The organism is Aliiglaciecola litoralis, from assembly GCF_039523355.1.
Taxonomy (GTDB): domain Bacteria; phylum Pseudomonadota; class Gammaproteobacteria; order Enterobacterales; family Alteromonadaceae; genus Aliiglaciecola; species Aliiglaciecola litoralis.
This window is the reverse complement of record NZ_BAAAFD010000004.1, coordinates 255413-272759: the sequence shown is the minus strand read 5'-3', so window position 1 is coordinate 272759 and position 17347 is coordinate 255413. Positions and strand designations below refer to the sequence as shown.

The 17347-nt window shown below is 44.4% G+C and carries 14 protein-coding genes; 8 read left to right on the top strand and 6 right to left on the bottom strand.

The window, feature by feature from the left end; translation table 11 throughout:
- Positions 1-153 precede the first annotated feature (153 nt).
- The 7 genes from trmB to arcA all read left to right on the top strand — a co-directional run bounded on the left by trmB (position 154) and on the right by arcA (position 7058).
- Positions 154-873: a tRNA (guanosine(46)-N7)-methyltransferase TrmB gene (gene trmB, locus ABD036_RS09640; protein WP_343859189.1), complete on the top strand. Its 720-nt coding sequence runs from the start codon at positions 154-156 to the stop codon at positions 871-873.
- Positions 873-1883, top strand: coding sequence for a methyltransferase (locus tag ABD036_RS09635; protein ID WP_343859188.1), 1011 nt, complete (start codon positions 873-875; stop codon positions 1881-1883). Before trmB ends, ABD036_RS09635 begins: the two co-directional genes overlap by 1 nt.
- 304 nt (positions 1884-2187) lie before the next feature.
- A complete protein-coding gene (gene glgA, locus ABD036_RS09630; RefSeq protein ID WP_343859187.1) occupies positions 2188-3609 on the top strand; it encodes a glycogen synthase GlgA in 1422 nt (473 codons plus the stop codon).
- Between the two features lie 14 nt (positions 3610-3623).
- On the top strand, positions 3624-3968 hold the full coding sequence (locus ABD036_RS09625; RefSeq protein WP_343859185.1) for a hypothetical protein: 345 nt from the start codon (positions 3624-3626) through the stop codon (positions 3966-3968).
- A 142-nt stretch (positions 3969-4110) separates the two neighbouring features.
- Entirely contained in the window at positions 4111-5754 is a 1644-nt protein-coding gene (locus ABD036_RS09620; RefSeq protein ID WP_343859182.1) for an ATP-binding protein, read from the top strand.
- The gene (locus tag ABD036_RS09615) at positions 5751-6290 is read left to right on the top strand and encodes a YfiR family protein (RefSeq protein WP_343859181.1); all 540 of its coding nucleotides are present in this window, start codon (positions 5751-5753) and stop codon (positions 6288-6290) included. Before ABD036_RS09620 ends, ABD036_RS09615 begins: the two co-directional genes overlap by 4 nt.
- 63 nt (positions 6291-6353) lie before the next feature.
- Positions 6354-7058, top strand: a complete 705-nt coding sequence (arcA, locus tag ABD036_RS09610) for a two-component system response regulator ArcA (RefSeq protein WP_343859180.1) — start codon at positions 6354-6356, stop codon at positions 7056-7058.
- Between the two features lie 99 nt (positions 7059-7157).
- Here arcA and pmbA read toward each other — a convergent pair whose 3' ends face one another.
- On the bottom strand, positions 7158-8489 hold the full coding sequence (gene pmbA, locus ABD036_RS09605; protein ID WP_343859177.1) for a metalloprotease PmbA: 1332 nt from the start codon (positions 8487-8489) through the stop codon (positions 7158-7160).
- 88 nt (positions 8490-8577) lie between these two features.
- Between pmbA and yjgA the strand changes: the two genes are divergently transcribed.
- Entirely contained in the window at positions 8578-9099 is a 522-nt protein-coding gene (gene yjgA / locus ABD036_RS09600) for a ribosome biogenesis factor YjgA (RefSeq protein WP_343859175.1), read from the top strand.
- A 107-nt stretch (positions 9100-9206) separates the two neighbouring features.
- On the opposite strand, the gene tldD is transcribed toward yjgA, so the two are convergent.
- The 5 genes from tldD to ABD036_RS09575 are packed head-to-tail and all read right to left on the bottom strand — an operon-like array spanning position 9207 to position 17335.
- Complete coding sequence (gene tldD, locus ABD036_RS09595; protein ID WP_343859172.1) at positions 9207-10649, bottom strand: metalloprotease TldD; 1443 nt, start codon at positions 10647-10649, stop codon at positions 9207-9209.
- Complete coding sequence (locus ABD036_RS09590) at positions 10642-11454, bottom strand: carbon-nitrogen hydrolase family protein (RefSeq protein WP_343859169.1); 813 nt, start codon at positions 11452-11454, stop codon at positions 10642-10644. The genes tldD and ABD036_RS09590 overlap by 8 nt, the downstream gene beginning before the upstream one ends.
- Positions 11447-15298 (bottom strand): YhdP family protein, encoded by a 3852-nt coding sequence (locus tag ABD036_RS09585; RefSeq protein ID WP_343859167.1) that lies wholly within the window; start codon positions 15296-15298, stop codon positions 11447-11449. The genes ABD036_RS09590 and ABD036_RS09585 overlap by 8 nt, the downstream gene beginning before the upstream one ends.
- Positions 15295-16761 carry a ribonuclease G gene (rng, locus tag ABD036_RS09580; RefSeq protein ID WP_343859165.1) on the bottom strand — a complete coding sequence of 489 codons (1467 nt, stop codon included), beginning with the start codon at positions 16759-16761 and terminating at the stop codon, positions 15295-15297. Before rng ends, ABD036_RS09585 begins: the two co-directional genes overlap by 4 nt.
- Entirely contained in the window at positions 16751-17335 is a 585-nt protein-coding gene (locus ABD036_RS09575) for a Maf family protein (RefSeq protein ID WP_343859163.1), read from the bottom strand. The genes rng and ABD036_RS09575 overlap by 11 nt, the downstream gene beginning before the upstream one ends.
- Between the last annotated feature and the right edge of the window lie 12 nt (positions 17336-17347).

Sequence of the window (17347 nt, the reverse complement as noted above, 5' to 3'; positions counted from 1 at the left end):
AGTCTCAGGTACTCTAAAATAAAGGCGCGAGTACGTATAGAAATTTGCAAATACGCTGCATAGCGTCATAATGCGCAGCCCGACACGTTTGTTAACATCTTGGTCAGATCAACCGCTGACCTGAGAATGCACGATTACAGAGATAACCATTCCATGAGCCAGTTCAAAACTCAGCAAGAAGCCGAAGCCGCCGGTGTTTATGTTCAAAAAATACGTAGCTTTGTAAAGCGCGAAGGTCGTTTGACCAAAGGCCAAGCCAAAGCGCTAGAGGAGTTTTGGCCGACGATGGGCTTGAACCATAGCGACGGCATTTTAGATCTCGCTCAAGTGTTTGGCAGACAAGCCCCCTTAGTATTAGAAATAGGCTTTGGCATGGGTACTTCACTGGTTGAGATGGCCGCCGCTGAGCCTGATAAAAACTTTATTGGCATAGAAGTGCATCGTCCAGGCGTGGGTACTTGTATGGCTGATGCACATGAAAAGGGCGTAACCAACTTACGCGTTTATGAGCATGATGCCGTTGAAGTCTTTAACGATTGCTTGGCTGAACAAACCATTGACCGCTTACAATTGTTTTTCCCTGATCCTTGGCACAAAAAGCGCCATCATAAACGTCGCATAGTGCAGCCCGAATTTGTCGAAAAGCTCAGATCCAAACTTAAAATTGGCGGCGTATTTCATATGGCCACAGATTGGGAAAATTACGCTGAGCATATGTTAGAGGTGATGTCACAAGCTCCGGGTTTTAAAAATCAATCCGAAACAGCGGATTATGTGCCTAGACCGGACAGTCGGCCTTTAACGAAATTTGAAAAACGTGGGCACCGTCTTGGTCATGGTGTTTGGGATCTAATGTTTGAGAGGATCAGTTGATGCTATCAGCACCGAGTCAGGTTCTACTGCGCAATACCGAACATTTTGAACAAGGTAAGTGGTTAGTTGTTAATCCCACGGAAGCGGAAATATTTAACCAACTTGGCGATGCCCAGTTCCATGGTTTTCACCAATACTTCGACGTTTATCAAGCCTGTGCGGGATCTTTTGATCCCAAGCAACACACCTTTGGTGCTCATTGTGAAGACCAGCACGCCTTTGATGGTGCGATCATTTATATGCCCAAGGCCAAAGATCAAGCATTGATGTTGATTGCTAATATGGCCGCTGCTGTGAAGCCTGGCGGCAGCATCTTTTTAGTCGGTGAAAACAAGTCTGGTATCAAGAATGCCGAAAAGCTGTGTCAAAATGTCAGTGCGCAAACCAATAAAATTGACTCTGCTCGACACTGCGCGCTTTATTGTGCCCACATTGAACATGATCATTCATTCGAGCTGACAGACTGGCTAAGCTATAAAGACATCCAATTGGGCGAGACCAGCTGCTCGATAGCATTTCTTCCCGGCGTCTTTAATGCCGGTCAACTCGATCCTGGCACAAAATTACTTATCGAAAATATAAAGCCAGATATTAGCGGAAAAGTGCTCGACTTTGCTTGTGGCGCTGGCGTGATTGCCTGCTTTGTCGGAAAGCAGTTTGCCGATGTGCAACTGACCCTCAGTGATGTGAGCGCATTGGCCATTACCTGTGCCAAGCTCAGTCTTGAAAAGAATGACCTTAAGGGCGATGTCATCGCTTCTGATGGCTTGGCGCAAATCCAAGGTAGCTTCGATCACATAATGACCAACCCACCTTTTCACACCGGTATCAAAACCGACTATTCCATTACGCAAACCTTTATTCAGCAAGTTGGCGAGCATATGCATCGCAATTCAACGTTACTGGTGGTGGCCAATCGCTTTTTACCCTATTCAGATTTGCTTAAAACGGCATTTGGCAAAGTCAAAACCATTGCATATACGCCAAAATTCAATCTGTATCGGTGTTAAAGCACAAGTGCTCTAACACGCCTAAGCGTTAGTTTGAATTAGAGCTTACCTTGTAGAGCAACGCGCATAAGTAGAATGCGTTAAGTTAACCTCATCTCTGGATAAGTTAGCATACTTGTTCACTTGCCACATGAGGTCAGGCTCAGGTAATCTTAAGATATTGGATCAATTGATGTGCTTCTGTATTTGTGACCTATGCTAACAAGAGTGACAAACAACAGTTGCAATTGAATAGCCACAACAAACCGGTGTTTCAATATGCCCATGCTGTTTTTTGCTTAACGCTGCCTCGGAGTCATCAAAATTGAAAATCTTATTCGTTGTATCAGAAGTAGAAGATCTCGCTAAAACGGGTGGGTTAGCAGACGTCGCTAAAGCATTACCGATAGAATTAAAGAAGCTAGGTCACGAAGTTATTATCGTGATGCCCTATTACAAAGCAATTGCAGATAAATTCTCAGCGCCTGTCGTTATAGATGAGCAAACCTTGTTCGCTAATCACAAGCCCTACCGTTTTCAATTGCGCCAATTGCAGATTGAAAATGTTCCCGTGTACTGTGTGGACTATCCTGATTACTTCGACAGAAACGGTTTTTATACCGATGGCTACCATGCTTATCCCGATAACGCTGAGCGCTTTGCGTTTTTCGCCGGTGCGGCCTTGCAAGCTAGCAAGAGTTTGGATTTTCAACCTGATATTGTGCACTGCAATGATTGGCACACGGCTTTGACGCCGTATTTTATGAAAACCCACAGCAGTGAATTCTTTGCTAACAGTAAAAGCATTTTAACCATTCACAATGGCGCTTTTCATGGCACCCATCGACTTGATCAAATTCCTTTTTTACATGACCAATATGAATTACACAATCAACTTGATGGCGATGCCGTAAACTTTTTACGCATCGGTATTCGCTATGCCAATAAGATCAACACTGTTAGTCCAAATTATGCCAAAGAACTGCTCACAACTTTGGGTAGTCATATGTTGTATCATGAATTTCAACAACGCAAAGATGACGTATCTGGCATTCTCAATGGTTGCGACTACAGCCAATGGGACCCGGCAACGGATAAACATCTGCCGGAAAATTTCGATGTGGATAATCCCGCTGGCAAACAGAGTTGTAAGCGGGAACTGCAGAAAAAAACCGGTTTCGCTGAAGATCCAAAAATCCCATTGATCGGCATGGTATGTCGGTTAACCGAGCAAAAAGGGTTTGGCTATTTGCTGCCGGTGTTAGAAGATTTATTGCAACACAACATTCAATTATTGATCATCGGCACTGGCGATCCTTCTATTGGTGAAGTGTTAAAACGTTTAGCGCAAATTCATCCCGACAGATTTATCTTTATCAATACCTTCAGTGAAGAATTAGCCCATTTGCTAGAAGCCGGAAGCGATTTTTTCTTAATGCCTTCGTTGTTTGAACCTTGTGGACTCAACCAAATGTACAGCCTCGCTTATGGCACCATTCCTATTGTTCGCGGCGTTGGCGGCTTAAAAGACACGGTTATTGATATGCTTAATCAACCGGATCAGGCGACTGGTTTTGTATTTGAAAATCCTGACAGCACCGCTTTACTGAGTTGTGTTCAAAGAGCACTGCTTTATTACTATGAGTTTCCTGAGTCCTTTGCGCACATGAAGAAACGCGCGATGCAAAGTCGATTTACCTGGCAGCAAGCAGCGCAACGTTATGTAGAATTGTATCAGTCATGTTGAAACTAGGTGTCAGTGTGAATAGCGTAAAGTGGTTGCCAGCAATAACGACCACTGGTTTAGTGTTGCTGTCTTGCTGGGTTCATCAAGCAATCGCACAAGAGCTACCGTCTAACTGTATTGCGCTTCCTACTCGCACCCAAGTGTGCCCTAATTTATTGTATAAACGTGCTCCTATATCAGTAGAAAGCTTGAATATTCAAGAAGGGGAAGCCATGTGTATTTGTCTGACCGATTTCTCATCCTTACGGGTAAGCGCTGCTGATGAGCAAGGAAAAGTGGACCAACTGGTTTCGGCCAGCCGTGCCGCAGCCAAACTCAATATAACCGAAACTGAGTTACTCACCCTGCTAAGAAAATAACAAATTAGCGCCAACAAACGCAATATTGGCTGTTGCAATTGATTTTTGTGAACTTTATTGGTGAAAAAGTTTCATTTTTGCCAGATTTATATCACTATTATTGGTAACCCGTAGTTAACCCATCAAGAGCCCATTTGAAGTCATGACGCCAGATGCTAAATTTCTGTCAATAAAAACTCTGATTGTATGGGTGGTCATGGCTATTACCACCTTAGCATTGGTGGTCACCTCAAGTGTGTCGCTGATTAATCAAATTTCCAATTATAAAAGTGAACTTGAACAGCAGGTAAATGTTTACGGTGAGTTGATCAGCAGTAATGCTGAAGCCAGCCTGCAATTTAACGACGACGTCGTTGAAGAAAACAATTTAAAACGATTGGAAGCTGCCAGTTTTATCGACGTTGTGCATATTTATAAGTACAACGAAGGTCAAGACCCGAGTTTTTTTACTAGCTACAACCGCAAGGGACAATTACCCATCCCTGAGATGTGGTCACGCATTGATGAACTTAAAGAACCGGTGCTCAATGGCAGCTATTTTGAAGTCATCAAGCCTGTCCGAGTCAATGAGACACTCTACGGGTATGTGTATTTGCGGGTGTCAGCTGAGATCCTGAATAAACTGACGGCCGATTCAATTATTAATACCTTAGTGGTGTTAATTATCATTCTTATCATTTGTTACTTCTTAACGCTGAAATTGCAGAAAACACTGGCTGATCCCATTACTAACCTAGTCACGCTAGTGCAAAGGGTATCAAGACAACGGGATTACGACGGACGAGCAGAAAAAACCAATATTAAGGAGCTGGATATTTTAGCCATTGCCTTTAATGACATGCTCGAACGCACGCAACATTATTTAAATGAGCGTGATTCTGCGGAACAGGAACAAGCGAAATTACAAGCAAGCTTGGAAGAGAAAGTTGAACATCGCACTTTAGCCCTCAAAGAAGCGAACCAAGAACTGATCCAAACCCTAGAGAAACTCCACCAATTTCAACGTCAAATGGTGCAGAACGAAAAAATGGCCTCCTTGGGCGACATGGTTGCTGGTGTAGCGCACGAAGTTAACACCCCCATTGGTCTAGGGGTTACCGCCTCTACTATGATGTTAGACCGCTTAAATTTTATTGAAAAAGAATTCGAAAATAAATCACTTAAAGCCAGCACACTGTCCAAATTCATTTCGGAAGGACAGGAAAACCTGAATATTATATATCGCAACCTAAACAGAGCAGCGGAGCTGATTTCCAGCTTTAAACAGGTGGCAGTTGATCAGTCATCAGAGAATAGCCGTATTTTCTCCTTTGCCCAGTTGATGGACGAAATACTGCTGTCGATGCGTCCTAAGTTGAAGAAATTTAATCACACCATTGAACTGCATTGCAGTAACGAACTATTCATCGAGACGAAAGCCGGGCCGATTAATCAAATTATGATGAATTTGATCATGAATTCTATTATTCATGGTTTTGAATTCATGGACAATGGACGCATTGACATCTACGTGGAAATGGTCGCAGATAACAAGATCAGCATCCGTTATCTGGACAATGGCAAGGGCATTCCAGAGCATCTTCGTAAACGCATATTCGATCCATTTGTAACCACCAAGCGAGGACAAGGTGGCAGCGGATTAGGAATGCATCTGGTGTATAACTTGGTCACGCAAGCGCTCAATGGCTCGATCAGCATCACCAGTGAAGAAAACCAAGGCGTGAAGTTTGATATCTTATTTCCGGTACGCCAAGTCGACGCCGCAGCCTTGGCAAAAAGCTCATGAAAATCAAGTTTGTTATCTTTTGCATGTTAGTGCTGTTAAGCAAATTTGCCTTAGCGCAAAGCAATATTGACCGTGGAACTTATGGTTTAGATGTATCTATCCGCGCCACCTTTATGTTGCACATCGTCAATTATTCCCGTTGGGACAATCCCTCAAATAAACAAAACTTCTGTCTCTTGGAACAAGATGGCGGGAAATATTACCAAGAACTGGTAAAAGACGACTTTGCCAAAAGCGCTAAGGTTGCTTTAAACGTTGTGCAAATAAACACACTGCCAGAGGCCTATGTGCAAAAATGTCATTATTTGTTTATTGACCAGGCAAATGAAAGCGACGATATTTTCCAACAATTGGAAACGGCAAATAAGCAAATGGTCACTATTGGTGAGTCGCCGCAGTTTGTGAATCAAGGCGGGCTAATGAGTTTAGTGAGTGAGTATGATCGAGTAAAAATCTACATTAGCAGAAACAAGTACAAGACTTCGTCTGTGAAATTCAGTGCTCGATTATTAAAGTTCGCAAATTTCAGTGGATAATCCCCTGATTTATCGATATTTTCTGTTAAACTAGTTAAACGTATATGAAATGGTAATAAGACTATGACACCGAACATATTAATTGTTGAAGATGAAGTTGTAACTCGAACTACCTTGAAGAGTCTGTTCGAGGCGGAAGGCTATAACGTTTTCGAAGCGGAAGACGGCAGCCAAATGCACGACTTCTTCGAAAATAACAACATCAATCTCGTGATAATGGATATTAATTTACCCGGTAAAAATGGTCTAATCCTCGCTAGAGAAGTCAGAGATCGTAAGAATGTTGGCCTAATATTCTTGACCGGTAGAGACAATGACGTTGACCGCATTCTAGGGTTGGAAATTGGTGCAGATGATTATCTTACCAAACCATTTAATCCAAGAGAGTTGACCATACGAGCTCGAAATCTACTTAATCGTACCTTAAGCAATAACGACGATGATGATTTACCTAGTCGCGTGAGCTTTAACGGTTGGATATTAGATGGCGACAGCCGTAGTTTGATTTCGCCCAGTAAAAATGAATTCCGCCTACCTCGAAGTGAGTTTCGAGCGCTGCATTTATTTTTGAGTAACCCTGGTAAAATACTCACACGTGAACAGCTGATTATGGAAATGACTGGGCGTGAACTTCGTCCTAATGACCGCACCGTTGACGTGACCATAAGACGTATTCGCAAACACTTTGAGTCAGAAGTGAACTCAGATGATTTGATTGTGACCATTCACGGTGAAGGCTATCGTTTTTGTGGCACTGTTGACAGTTAATTAACTGACAATGTGAATTGAACAAGCGCAAAAAAGGCGAACCTGGTGTTCGCCTTTTTGTTATTTTACAGTCCTGGATCTATAAAATACGACGTTCGATTAATCGCCGGCTAATTGCATTTCACTGAGCAAAATTGAACCCACTTGAATACTACTGCGGGTTTCAGGTACTGCGCCTATAGCCACGATGTTTTTCAACATGTCTTTCAAGTTACCGGCAATGGTCACTTCATGCACTGGGTATTGAATTACGCCATTCTCTACCCAAAAGCCTGCCGCGCCTCTTGAATAGTCTCCGGTTACGATATTCACCCCTTGCCCCATTAGCTCTGTGACAAGTAATCCAGTGCCTAGTTCGCGCAATAATGCCTCATCACTATGGCCGGTATGCTTCACAAGCCAATTATGAATGCCGCCTGCATGACCGTTATTTTGCATTTTCATTTTTCTCGCCGAGTAGCTGGTCAGCAAATAATGATTTAACACCCCTGACTCAACAATGGTCATGTCTTGGGTTCGTACTCCTTCATTGTCAAATGGAGAACTGGCCAGTGCGCTTTTTAAATGCGGACGTTCTAGAATTTCAAACCAATCAGGCAATACCTGCGTGCCCAAACTGTCGAGCAAAAACGACGAGTTTCGGTATAAACTGCCGCCGCTTATGGCACTGACAAAATGACCCAATAAACCAGACGCCACATCGCGATGAAACAACACTGGCACTTTGGCTGTTTTGACTTTTCGGGCATTCAAATGGCTTAGGGTAAATTCAGCGGCTTCTTTGCCAACTTGCTCTGGCGCTAACAACAAATCTGCTTGTCGATTCACCGTATAGCTGTAATCTCGTTGCATATCACCATTTTGTTCACCTATCACCACACAGCTCAAGCTGTAGCGGCTACTTGGATAACCACCGATAAACCCATGGCTGTTACCGTATACTTTCATACCGATGTTTGCGTTGTATGAGGCACCATCAGAGTTAGTGATCCTAGGGTCGAAATTCAGCGCCGCAGTCTCGGCGGCAATGGCCTGCTTAATTCCCAGTTGCGTATCGAGTTCAATTGGGTGGTATAGATCGAGATCGGGAAATCCATAAGCAAGTAAATCGGCGTCGGCTGGTCCTGAAAAAGGATCTTCGCTGGTGTATTTTGCAATTTCACAGGCTTTTTCAACTGCAAGAGTGAGTGCACCACGACTCAAATCTGCCGTCGATGCACTGCCTTTTCGCTGTCCAAAATACACACTGATACCTAGTCCACCATCATTGGTAAACTCGACGGTCTCAACTTCTTTGAGTCGAGTCGATACGGCAATTCCTTGTACTTTAGACATGCTGGCTTCAGCATGACTGGCTCCTTTTTGTTTGGCTAACGCTAAAACTTCTTCAACGACTTGTTGAATTTGCGCTAATTGTTGCTCCATTTGCATATAAGGCTCACTTTCAATACACAACTATTGATGCTGTGTTTCTCTGGCTGGGTTACAATGATGCTAGTGTAACATTAAAGATAAGATCATGAGCGACTCGAATTTAAGCAATCAAGACTCACAAGCTGAGATTAAAAGTAAAACGCAACTCAAGCAAGAAAGCACTGAGTTGCAGAAGCTAGGCGAACAATTAGTTGAGTTAGGTCAGTCTGCCTTGGCTAAAATTCCGCTTGACGATGAACTGGCAGAAGCAGTTGATTTGGCCCGCAAGATAAACCGCAAGAAAGACGGGTTTAGACGGCAGCTGCAGTTGATTGGCAAAATGATGCGTCATCGCGATGTGCAGCCGATTAAAGTCGCCTTGCACCAGTTACAAATGGCCCATCATCAGCAAACGCAAAAATTTCATCATATTGAAGAAGCCAGAGATAAAGTGCTGTTAGGTGATGATGGTATTATGCAATTACTGAATGAACATCCAGATCTCGATCGCCAAAAATTAAGGCAGCTATCTCGCCAAGCGAAAAAGCAGCAAGAAACTAACAAGCCACCGAAAGCCGCGCGGGAGATATTTCAATACTTAAAGGATAACATCGCAGCCAGCGAATAGCGTATTCGAGTCTCGCGTTATTCCACTATCTACCCAACTGCTGAGAAGCGAGATGGGTAGATACGTTAATTAATTGACCGACACATTTAATACACAGTGCTGGTTAATTAAGCGGTACCGCCGACGGTTAGTTCATCTACTTTCAGTGTCGGTTGACCCACACCAACAGGGACACTTTGGCCGTCTTTTCCGCACACGCCAACCCCTTTGTCTAAACTCAGATTGTTTCCAATCATCGAGATTTTTGCCATCACCTCAGGGCCATTACCGATCAAAGTAGCCCCTTTGATGGGCGTTGTTATTTTGCCCTTCTCGATCAAGTAAGCTTCGGATGTCGAAAATACGAACTTGCCAGAGGTAATGTCAACCTGTCCACCACCAAAGTTAGGGGCATAAACGCCGCGGTCAATACTGGCAATAATTTCTTCTGCTGAATATTGTCCTTCAAGCATAAAGGTATTGGTCATACGGGGCATAGGTAAGTGAGCATAGGATTCTCTGCGACCATTTCCAGTAGGATTAACTCCCATTAAACGGGCATTGAGTTTGTCTTGCATGTAGCCTTTCAAAATTCCGTCTTCGATCAACACATTGCGCTGACTTGGCGTACCTTCATCATCAATTGAAAGTGAGCCTCTGCGATCGGTTAAGGTGCCATCATCAACCACTGTGACACCTTTAGCTGCAACCTGCTCACCAATACGACCACTAAAGGTGGATGCGCCTTTACGATTGAAATCCCCTTCCAATCCGTGTCCTACAGCCTCATGTAATAACACACCAGGCCAACCGCTACCTAATACGACTGGCATCAAACCTGCGGGGGCATCAATGGCCTGCATGTTTACTCTGGCCATATGAATGGCTTCGTCGGCGAGGTTTTTATAACGCTCTTGAGCACCTTCCATCTGTAGAAAATAGGCGTAACTATAGCGGCCGCCCATGCCAGCACTGCCGCGTTCCCGACGTCCATTTTGCTCAATAAGTATTGAACAGTTAAGGCGGATCAATGGACGTATATCGGTACTAAAGGTGCCATCCGTTGCGGCGATTAAAATCTCTTCATAAACACCACTGATACTAACAACGACTTGGCTGGCGAGCGGCTCTTGATCGCGGATATACTTGTCGACGTTCTGTAACAAGGTGATTTTTTCATGCTCTTGCATACCAAGGATCGGGTTATTTGGTTGATAACGAGGGGTTACCGTTTGGGGAGCAACGGCGACAATCTTATGGTTACCACCACTAGGTGAAATAGAGCGTGCCGCTTTGGCCGCTTTCATCAAAGCGTCAGGGCTAATGTCATCAGAATAAGCAAAACCGGTTTTTTCGCCACTCACCGCTCGAACACCTACACCGCGCTCGATATTATAGCTGCCATCTTTGATGATGCCGTCTTCCAATACCCAACTCTCGTGTTGACTAGACTGAAAATAAATATCGGCAAAGTCATTTTGGTGCTGATAGATCAAGCCCAAGGCATCGTCTACCTTTGAAGTGGTTAAATCTGAAGCGGTAAGTAGATTTTCCTGGACCAAATTAGACAAGGTAACTCCTGAATTGATTATGTTCGTGAACGGGCATACTGGCTCGTATACGGGTAATTTCTGATTTATCGAAGTGAGCACTAATTGCGCCCTCTCCTTTTTGGATTTCTTCGCTTATGGTTCCCCAAGGGGAAATAACACAGGAGTGGCCATAGGTTTCACGCCCGTTTTCATGCTTTCCACCTTGCCCTGCAGCGACCAAGTAACATTGTTTTTCAATCGCTCTGGCTCGCAGCAATGCATGCCAATGTGCCTCGCCTGTTGTTTGGGTAAACGCAGCGGGCAAAGCCAACACATCGATTTGCCCCATGGCCTGAAACAGGCCTGCGAATCGCACATCATAACACACCGCGATACCAAGTTTGCCAAAGGGAGAATCGACCACCACTAAACGTGATCCTGCTTGAGTGTATTTGGATTCTTTGTAATTTCGGGTGGTGTCTTGAACTTGAACGTCGAACAAATGGATCTTTTGATATTCTTCGACACAGTCACCTTGATCGTTATAAATCAAGCATGATGCAGTGTATTTCTGTTGGTCCTCGCACCTCAACGGCACTGTGCCTGCCACTATCCACACGCCATATTGTTTCGCAAGTTGACTTAAACAGGTTTGAATTTGGCCTTCACCTTTTTTTTCCGCAACACTGAGTAAATACTTATCGGAAGCGCCAAAACAGGCAAAGCATTCAGGCAGTACCACCAAATCTCCCGGTTGCTGTTGCGCCACTAACCTTCGCACAGTATCGAGATTGGTGTGTACATCCGGAGAAGACACCATTTGACAAGCAACCAATTTAGCCACGAGGATCACCACCTTTGTTGATCTGTAGATTAACTCGTTCGTCGGGCAATTCACGGTGTACCTTGTCAGGCTCACTCTGCACAGGAGGTAATGTTCTGGCGGGTAAAGCCACTTCTTTGCTCTTACGATCTAATTCCGTGAATACAGGCTCGTCAAAAGAGCCAGTGACGGAATAGCGTACATTCGAGATCACTTTGGCTTCAGTGAGTACTTGGTCAATTGCTAAGGCAGCAATGGCGGTTGCAGGGTTAACCATCCAATAGACCAGTAGCGGTAAGCTTGATGTCACATTAGGTGCAAACTCAATTAAATAGTTTATTTCTTGGCTAGAGAGATCAGCGTAACCAGATATCACCATTTCGCCTGCAGACCCATCAATGACAGTGTCTCGCGTATCAGCACGGCCATTGACGATTTGAAATGAACCGTCCATTTTGTCGTAGAAAAAGCCTTTAGCAAATACATCCCTGAAGTCGAGACTCAATTTACGAATTAACGACTGTAAACTGAGAATACTGAACAAACGCGCGCCTTGATCGCTTACATCAGACAAGTAACCGTCAGTAAGGCGCCAATCAACCGCACCGTTTAGACTAGCAAGCGAAAACTTGTGCGGGGCGTCATCCCAACTGACATTGAAATCGAAGTTAGCCTTAGAATCTTTAATACCTGAGTCTAGGCCAAAGCCCTTTAACAAAGCGCCAAAATCAGGGCTGCTTAATTCACCTTGGAGCTGGGTTTTAGAGCCTGCATCAGACATCTGCCACTCACCCGTTGCATATAAAATGCCATTGGTATTATTGAACCGCAAATTATCAATCTGCATGCCCTTAGGTGATCTGGATAATGAGAAATCAACTCGGCCTAAGTCTTTGCCAAACAGCTTACAACTCTTGCAGGCAAAGTTGACTGGCGGCAAGTTCTGTAGATTTGCTTGTTGGAACCCTTCGTTTTTTTCTCCTTGCCAATCTGCCAATTCAATAAAGTCAGCTTTAATATCAATACCGCGATTGAGCCAATCATCATAGAAAATGACTTCGGCGCGAATTTGATCCGCATTAAACTCCAACAGCCAGTCTTCGGTGGAGTGTTTGGCCACTAGCTCCAATTGCTGGATATTTTGTCCCGCAATCAACATCGAATCGGCATTAACATAAACACGCTGTGGTTCAGACAACATGGGCGCTTCTGAAGAAGGTAAGTTATTTACCAATACCGATATGGCTTCAAACCAAGCGTCGAAATCTACAAAGGGAAGGTTAGCGGATATGCTAAAACCCAATCCCATACCCACAGCTTCATCTGCGCCTATTGCCAAATGTGCGCGAGAGAATTGCATCGTATCGTGTGGCAAAACCCCTTCAAAAGTAATGTTATCAGCCAGTTTTAGATTGATATTGGAAGCCTGATTTTGTCCACTTACAATAATTGATAAAGGCATTGTCAAGCCAGTATCCTTTGTAAAAGGAGCAGGTAATTCAGATCCCACACCTTTCAACTGGCTACTGAGTTCGAAACTGTACGCATAAGACTCGCCGCCAAGCGTCAGTTTGGTTTGAGCTTGCCAACTGGCGTTACCGTTAACGTATTTCGACATGCTTGGCTGATAGGTTTTTAGCAGAGGGGTAAGCTGCCAATCACCAGATAATCCGATATCAGCTAAATAAGCCTCTGCAGGGCCGTCACGACCTTGGAAACTTACCGTCACTGGCTGGCTAAATAAACTGGCGACAATATCATCTGCAGTCACGAGGTCATTATTAAAGCTAACTTGACCTTTGACGTCGTCAAACGAAATCCCTAAGCTGGGCACAGTAAGCGAGTTCCCCGACAATGCTACACTGCCAGCGGCAACCACATCCCCTTCGCCAAGTGGAATAGTGAGGTCCAGTTGGGTGGTCAGAGTGCCATCCAGGCGTATGCCTTCGGTTAGGGCTTGGCCTAAGGATTCAGCTAAGTCACTGTTATTTATTAAGGCGACGGCATCTTTGCTGTTAGCATGAGCCTGCGCTTGTATACTCAAAACGGCATTACTGGCTAATCGAGGGATCTGCGCCGATAATTTGGATAACGAGACATCCATCAACTGACCTTTATCTGCACGCATAAACAAGGCTTCGTTTTCGAATAACAGCTTAATATCTAACTCAGTTAGCGCAGGCCAACTTGGCGCGAACTTGAGGGTGGAATCAGTTAAATCAACTTTTGCTTGGAATACACCTTGATTGTTAGCAAAGGGAAACTCACTTAACGCGCCCTGCCATAGCACCTGTGCTGACGCTAGCTGCCCGTCTTGCAGCGCATCGACTAAGTAGTTTTTGGTTTGTGGATCTAAAAAGCGGTTGGGAAATAGCTTTTTGACTGAGCTGATAGGTAGACTGTCGAGCTCGGTAAAAAGTGCCAGTTGGTTATCTTGAGTATCGTATGAAAATTGTTGGTTCAAACTGAATTGATCGCCTTCGATATTAAACTCGGGCACATCAATGCGCAGTCCGCGGTCGTGCCATTCAAAGTAGGCATCCATATACAGGTTTTCATACAAAAGATTATCGTCCATGACGTTGTCTGTTTGTATTTTACCGGCGATTCCTTGCACCGTAAGACGACCATGCTCATCATTCATCACATAACGACCGGTTATATTTGCTAAGCCCGGTAGACTGTCTACCTGATTCCACTGGACTTGTGAAAAATCAACACTGGCCAAAAACGACGAACCAAAGGAAACGGCGAAATTATCGATATGCGCCTTGGGAGACAGACGCTCAACAAATTCAATGGTTTGTTTATCAACTGCTAGCGGCAATAAGGGCAAAAGAAAGCCCATATCCAGTGAATTCACATTACTTATTCGCGAGCTTCCATCGCGGCCGATATGGCCTACCCAACTGGTTACTAATTGCCGCTGTTGAGACTCAAATGTCAGATCATCGATGTTGAATTTCCAACCTAAACTATCGGGTACAGCGCGGATTCGACCACCCACTATAGCCGCTTCCACCCTAGCATCAGGGGTGGTCCAGGCAAATTCACTTTTTTGTAATTCAATTTGTGCGTTTTCAACTCGGCCCTGTTTTATCCCGGCCCAAAAGGTAAAATTACCACGACTTTGAGTAAGTTGGTTTTGAGTCCGAACCAGCTGGTTTAGCCAAGGCGAGAGATCAAGTTCTTCTCCGCGGGCGTAAAAAGTACCATTGAGATCATCCTTGCCACCATACAAATCCAAGGTGAAGGTGGCTGAATTATTTGCCAACTCAACAACGCGCAATTGCCCTACCCCTTGGTGACGATTGGCTTTATTGATCCAGCTGAGTTGCTGGATTTGGATCAATTGCTGATCATATTGGGTGATCACATCGACAATACTGTTGCTTATGGAAAATCGGTGAAGTTGCTCTAGAAACAAGCGTTGCATCGCCTCCACAATAGGAAATTCGTTTTCTGAGGTTTGAATAAGCGCGAGGTTAACGGATAACGCCAGACCATTTAACTCGAATCGCTGAGACTGCACTTGGCGAGCCATAATCGATTCCCAAAAATTAAGCTCGATTAAGGTTTCACTTATTTGCAGCCCAATTGGCGACTTCTGGTCTTGTTTAAGATGCACATTTTTAAGCACCAAAGTGGGACCATTTTGGTTCCAGTCAGCACTGAGTTGACCAATTCTTAGCTCAACGCCATATTGATTGCTTAACCAGGTTTCAACTCTATGCTTTTGATTTTCCATATACGGCAAGGAAAATCGCAACACACTGATAGATACCGCCACAACCACCAGCAATATAGCGGCGAATGTCCACAGTTTTTTCAGTATGTAGGCAGCATAGAATGAGACTGGTTTCACATCATTACCACGTCAAACTTGTCTTGGTTGTAGAGTAATTCAGTTTGTACTTTTATCTGTTTCGATACGAATACTTCAAGCTCTGCCAACATATGAGATTCTTCACCAAGAAGCGCTTCGGCAACCGCCGGTGATGCATAGACCACGAATTTATCGGCATCATAAGCACGATTAACTCTGACAATTTCACGCATCACTTCAAAACAAATTGTTTCTACGGTTTTAATCGAGCCGCGACCTTTACAGACAGGGCACTCTCCACACAAGATATGCTCTAGGCTCTCCCTTGTGCGTTTACGGGTCATTTCTATCAACCCCAAAGATGTAAAACCGTGGATGTTAGTTTTAGCCCTATCTTTGCTAGTGGCGACTTCTAGACTATGCATTACACGGCGCTTATGGTCCTCTACCGACATATCAATAAAGTCGATAAGTATCATGCCTCCTAAGTTGCGCAATCGTAGTTGCCGCGCAATTGCCTGAGTGGCTTCAATATTAGTGTTAAAGATGGTTTCTTCTAAATTTCGATGGCCGACGAAAGCACCGGTGTTGATGTCTATGGTGGTCATAGCTTCAGTTTGATCAATGATCAGATAACCACCTGATTTAAGATCAACTCGCCTTTCCAAGGAGCGCTGCGCTTCATTTTCGACATCATACAGATCGAAAATCGGTCTTTCTCCTTGATAGTATTCGAGCAATTTATTCAATTCAGGTACATATTCCTGAGTGAAGTGCTTTAATTCTTGAAACGACAATTTTGAATCAATCCGAATACGATCCAACTCGGTACCAACGAAATCCCGCAGCACCCGTCTCGCTAGAGGCAGATCTTCGTAGAGTACGTTGCCTTTTTTGCTTTTCATTCGAGACTGAATTTTTGCCCACAGACGCTTGAGAAATTCGGCATCTGAGATCAGCTCTTTTTCTTGCACGCCTTCGGCGGCAGTGCGCAAGATAAAGCCACCATCGTCACTGCAAAATTGTTGTATCAACAGCCGCAGACGCTCACGCTCTTCTTCACCTTCGATGCGTTGCGACACGCCCACATGATCAACACTGGGCATGAACACTAGATAGCGCGAAGGAATAGTGATGTCGGTGGTTAATCTAGCCCCTTTGGTGCCAATCGGATCTTTAACCACTTGAACGACAATATCCTGTCCATCACGAAGCAGCTCTCGAATGTCTTTTTTAGCAATGGCAGTGGATGACATTTCATCTCTAACTTCATTGTGAAATGCGATATCAGAGGCATGCAGAAACGCGGCTTTATCTAAACCAATATCAACGAACGCCGCTTGCATGCCAGGCAACACCCGACTCACTTTGCCACGGTAAATGTTGCCAACCAAACCACGTTTGGTGTGCCGTTCAATATGAATTTCCTGCAAAATGCCATTCTCAATCAGAGCCACTCTAGACTCTGATGGTGTGACATTGATTAACAACTCAGCACTCATTCTGGCTAATACCTGCTTGTTTAATAAGTTCACTCGTTTGGTATAACGGTAACCCGACTACCGCGCTATAACTACCTTTTATCTGTTTCACAAATTGTCCGGCTAAACCTTGAATACCATAGCCCCCTGCTTTGTCTTGGGGCTCACCAGTATTCCAATACCATTGCATTTGCCTTTCTGACAAGGCGCTAAACCATACTTGGGTATTCACCACACACTCGATCGTATCGCTGTTCGAAGCAATAGCGACCGCTGTGAGCACATTGTGCGGACCTTTTGCCAACTGGCTCCACATGTGTTTCGCGTGTTCGAAATCTCGCGGCTTGCCGAGTATCTGCTCATGCTCACCTTGATCTGTCACCACCACTGTATCCGCACCCAAAGACCATTGCATTTCTGGTCTGCTTGCCAGTCCTGCTTGCGCTTTTTCACGAGCCAATCGCGTTACATAATCTTCGGACCTTTCTAATGGCCGATGAGTTTCATCAATATCCACATTAAGTGTAGTAAATTGCACACCCAACTGGGCCAAAAGTGTTTTACGCCTTGGTGATTGTGAAGCTAACAGCAGCATGATTTATCCCGT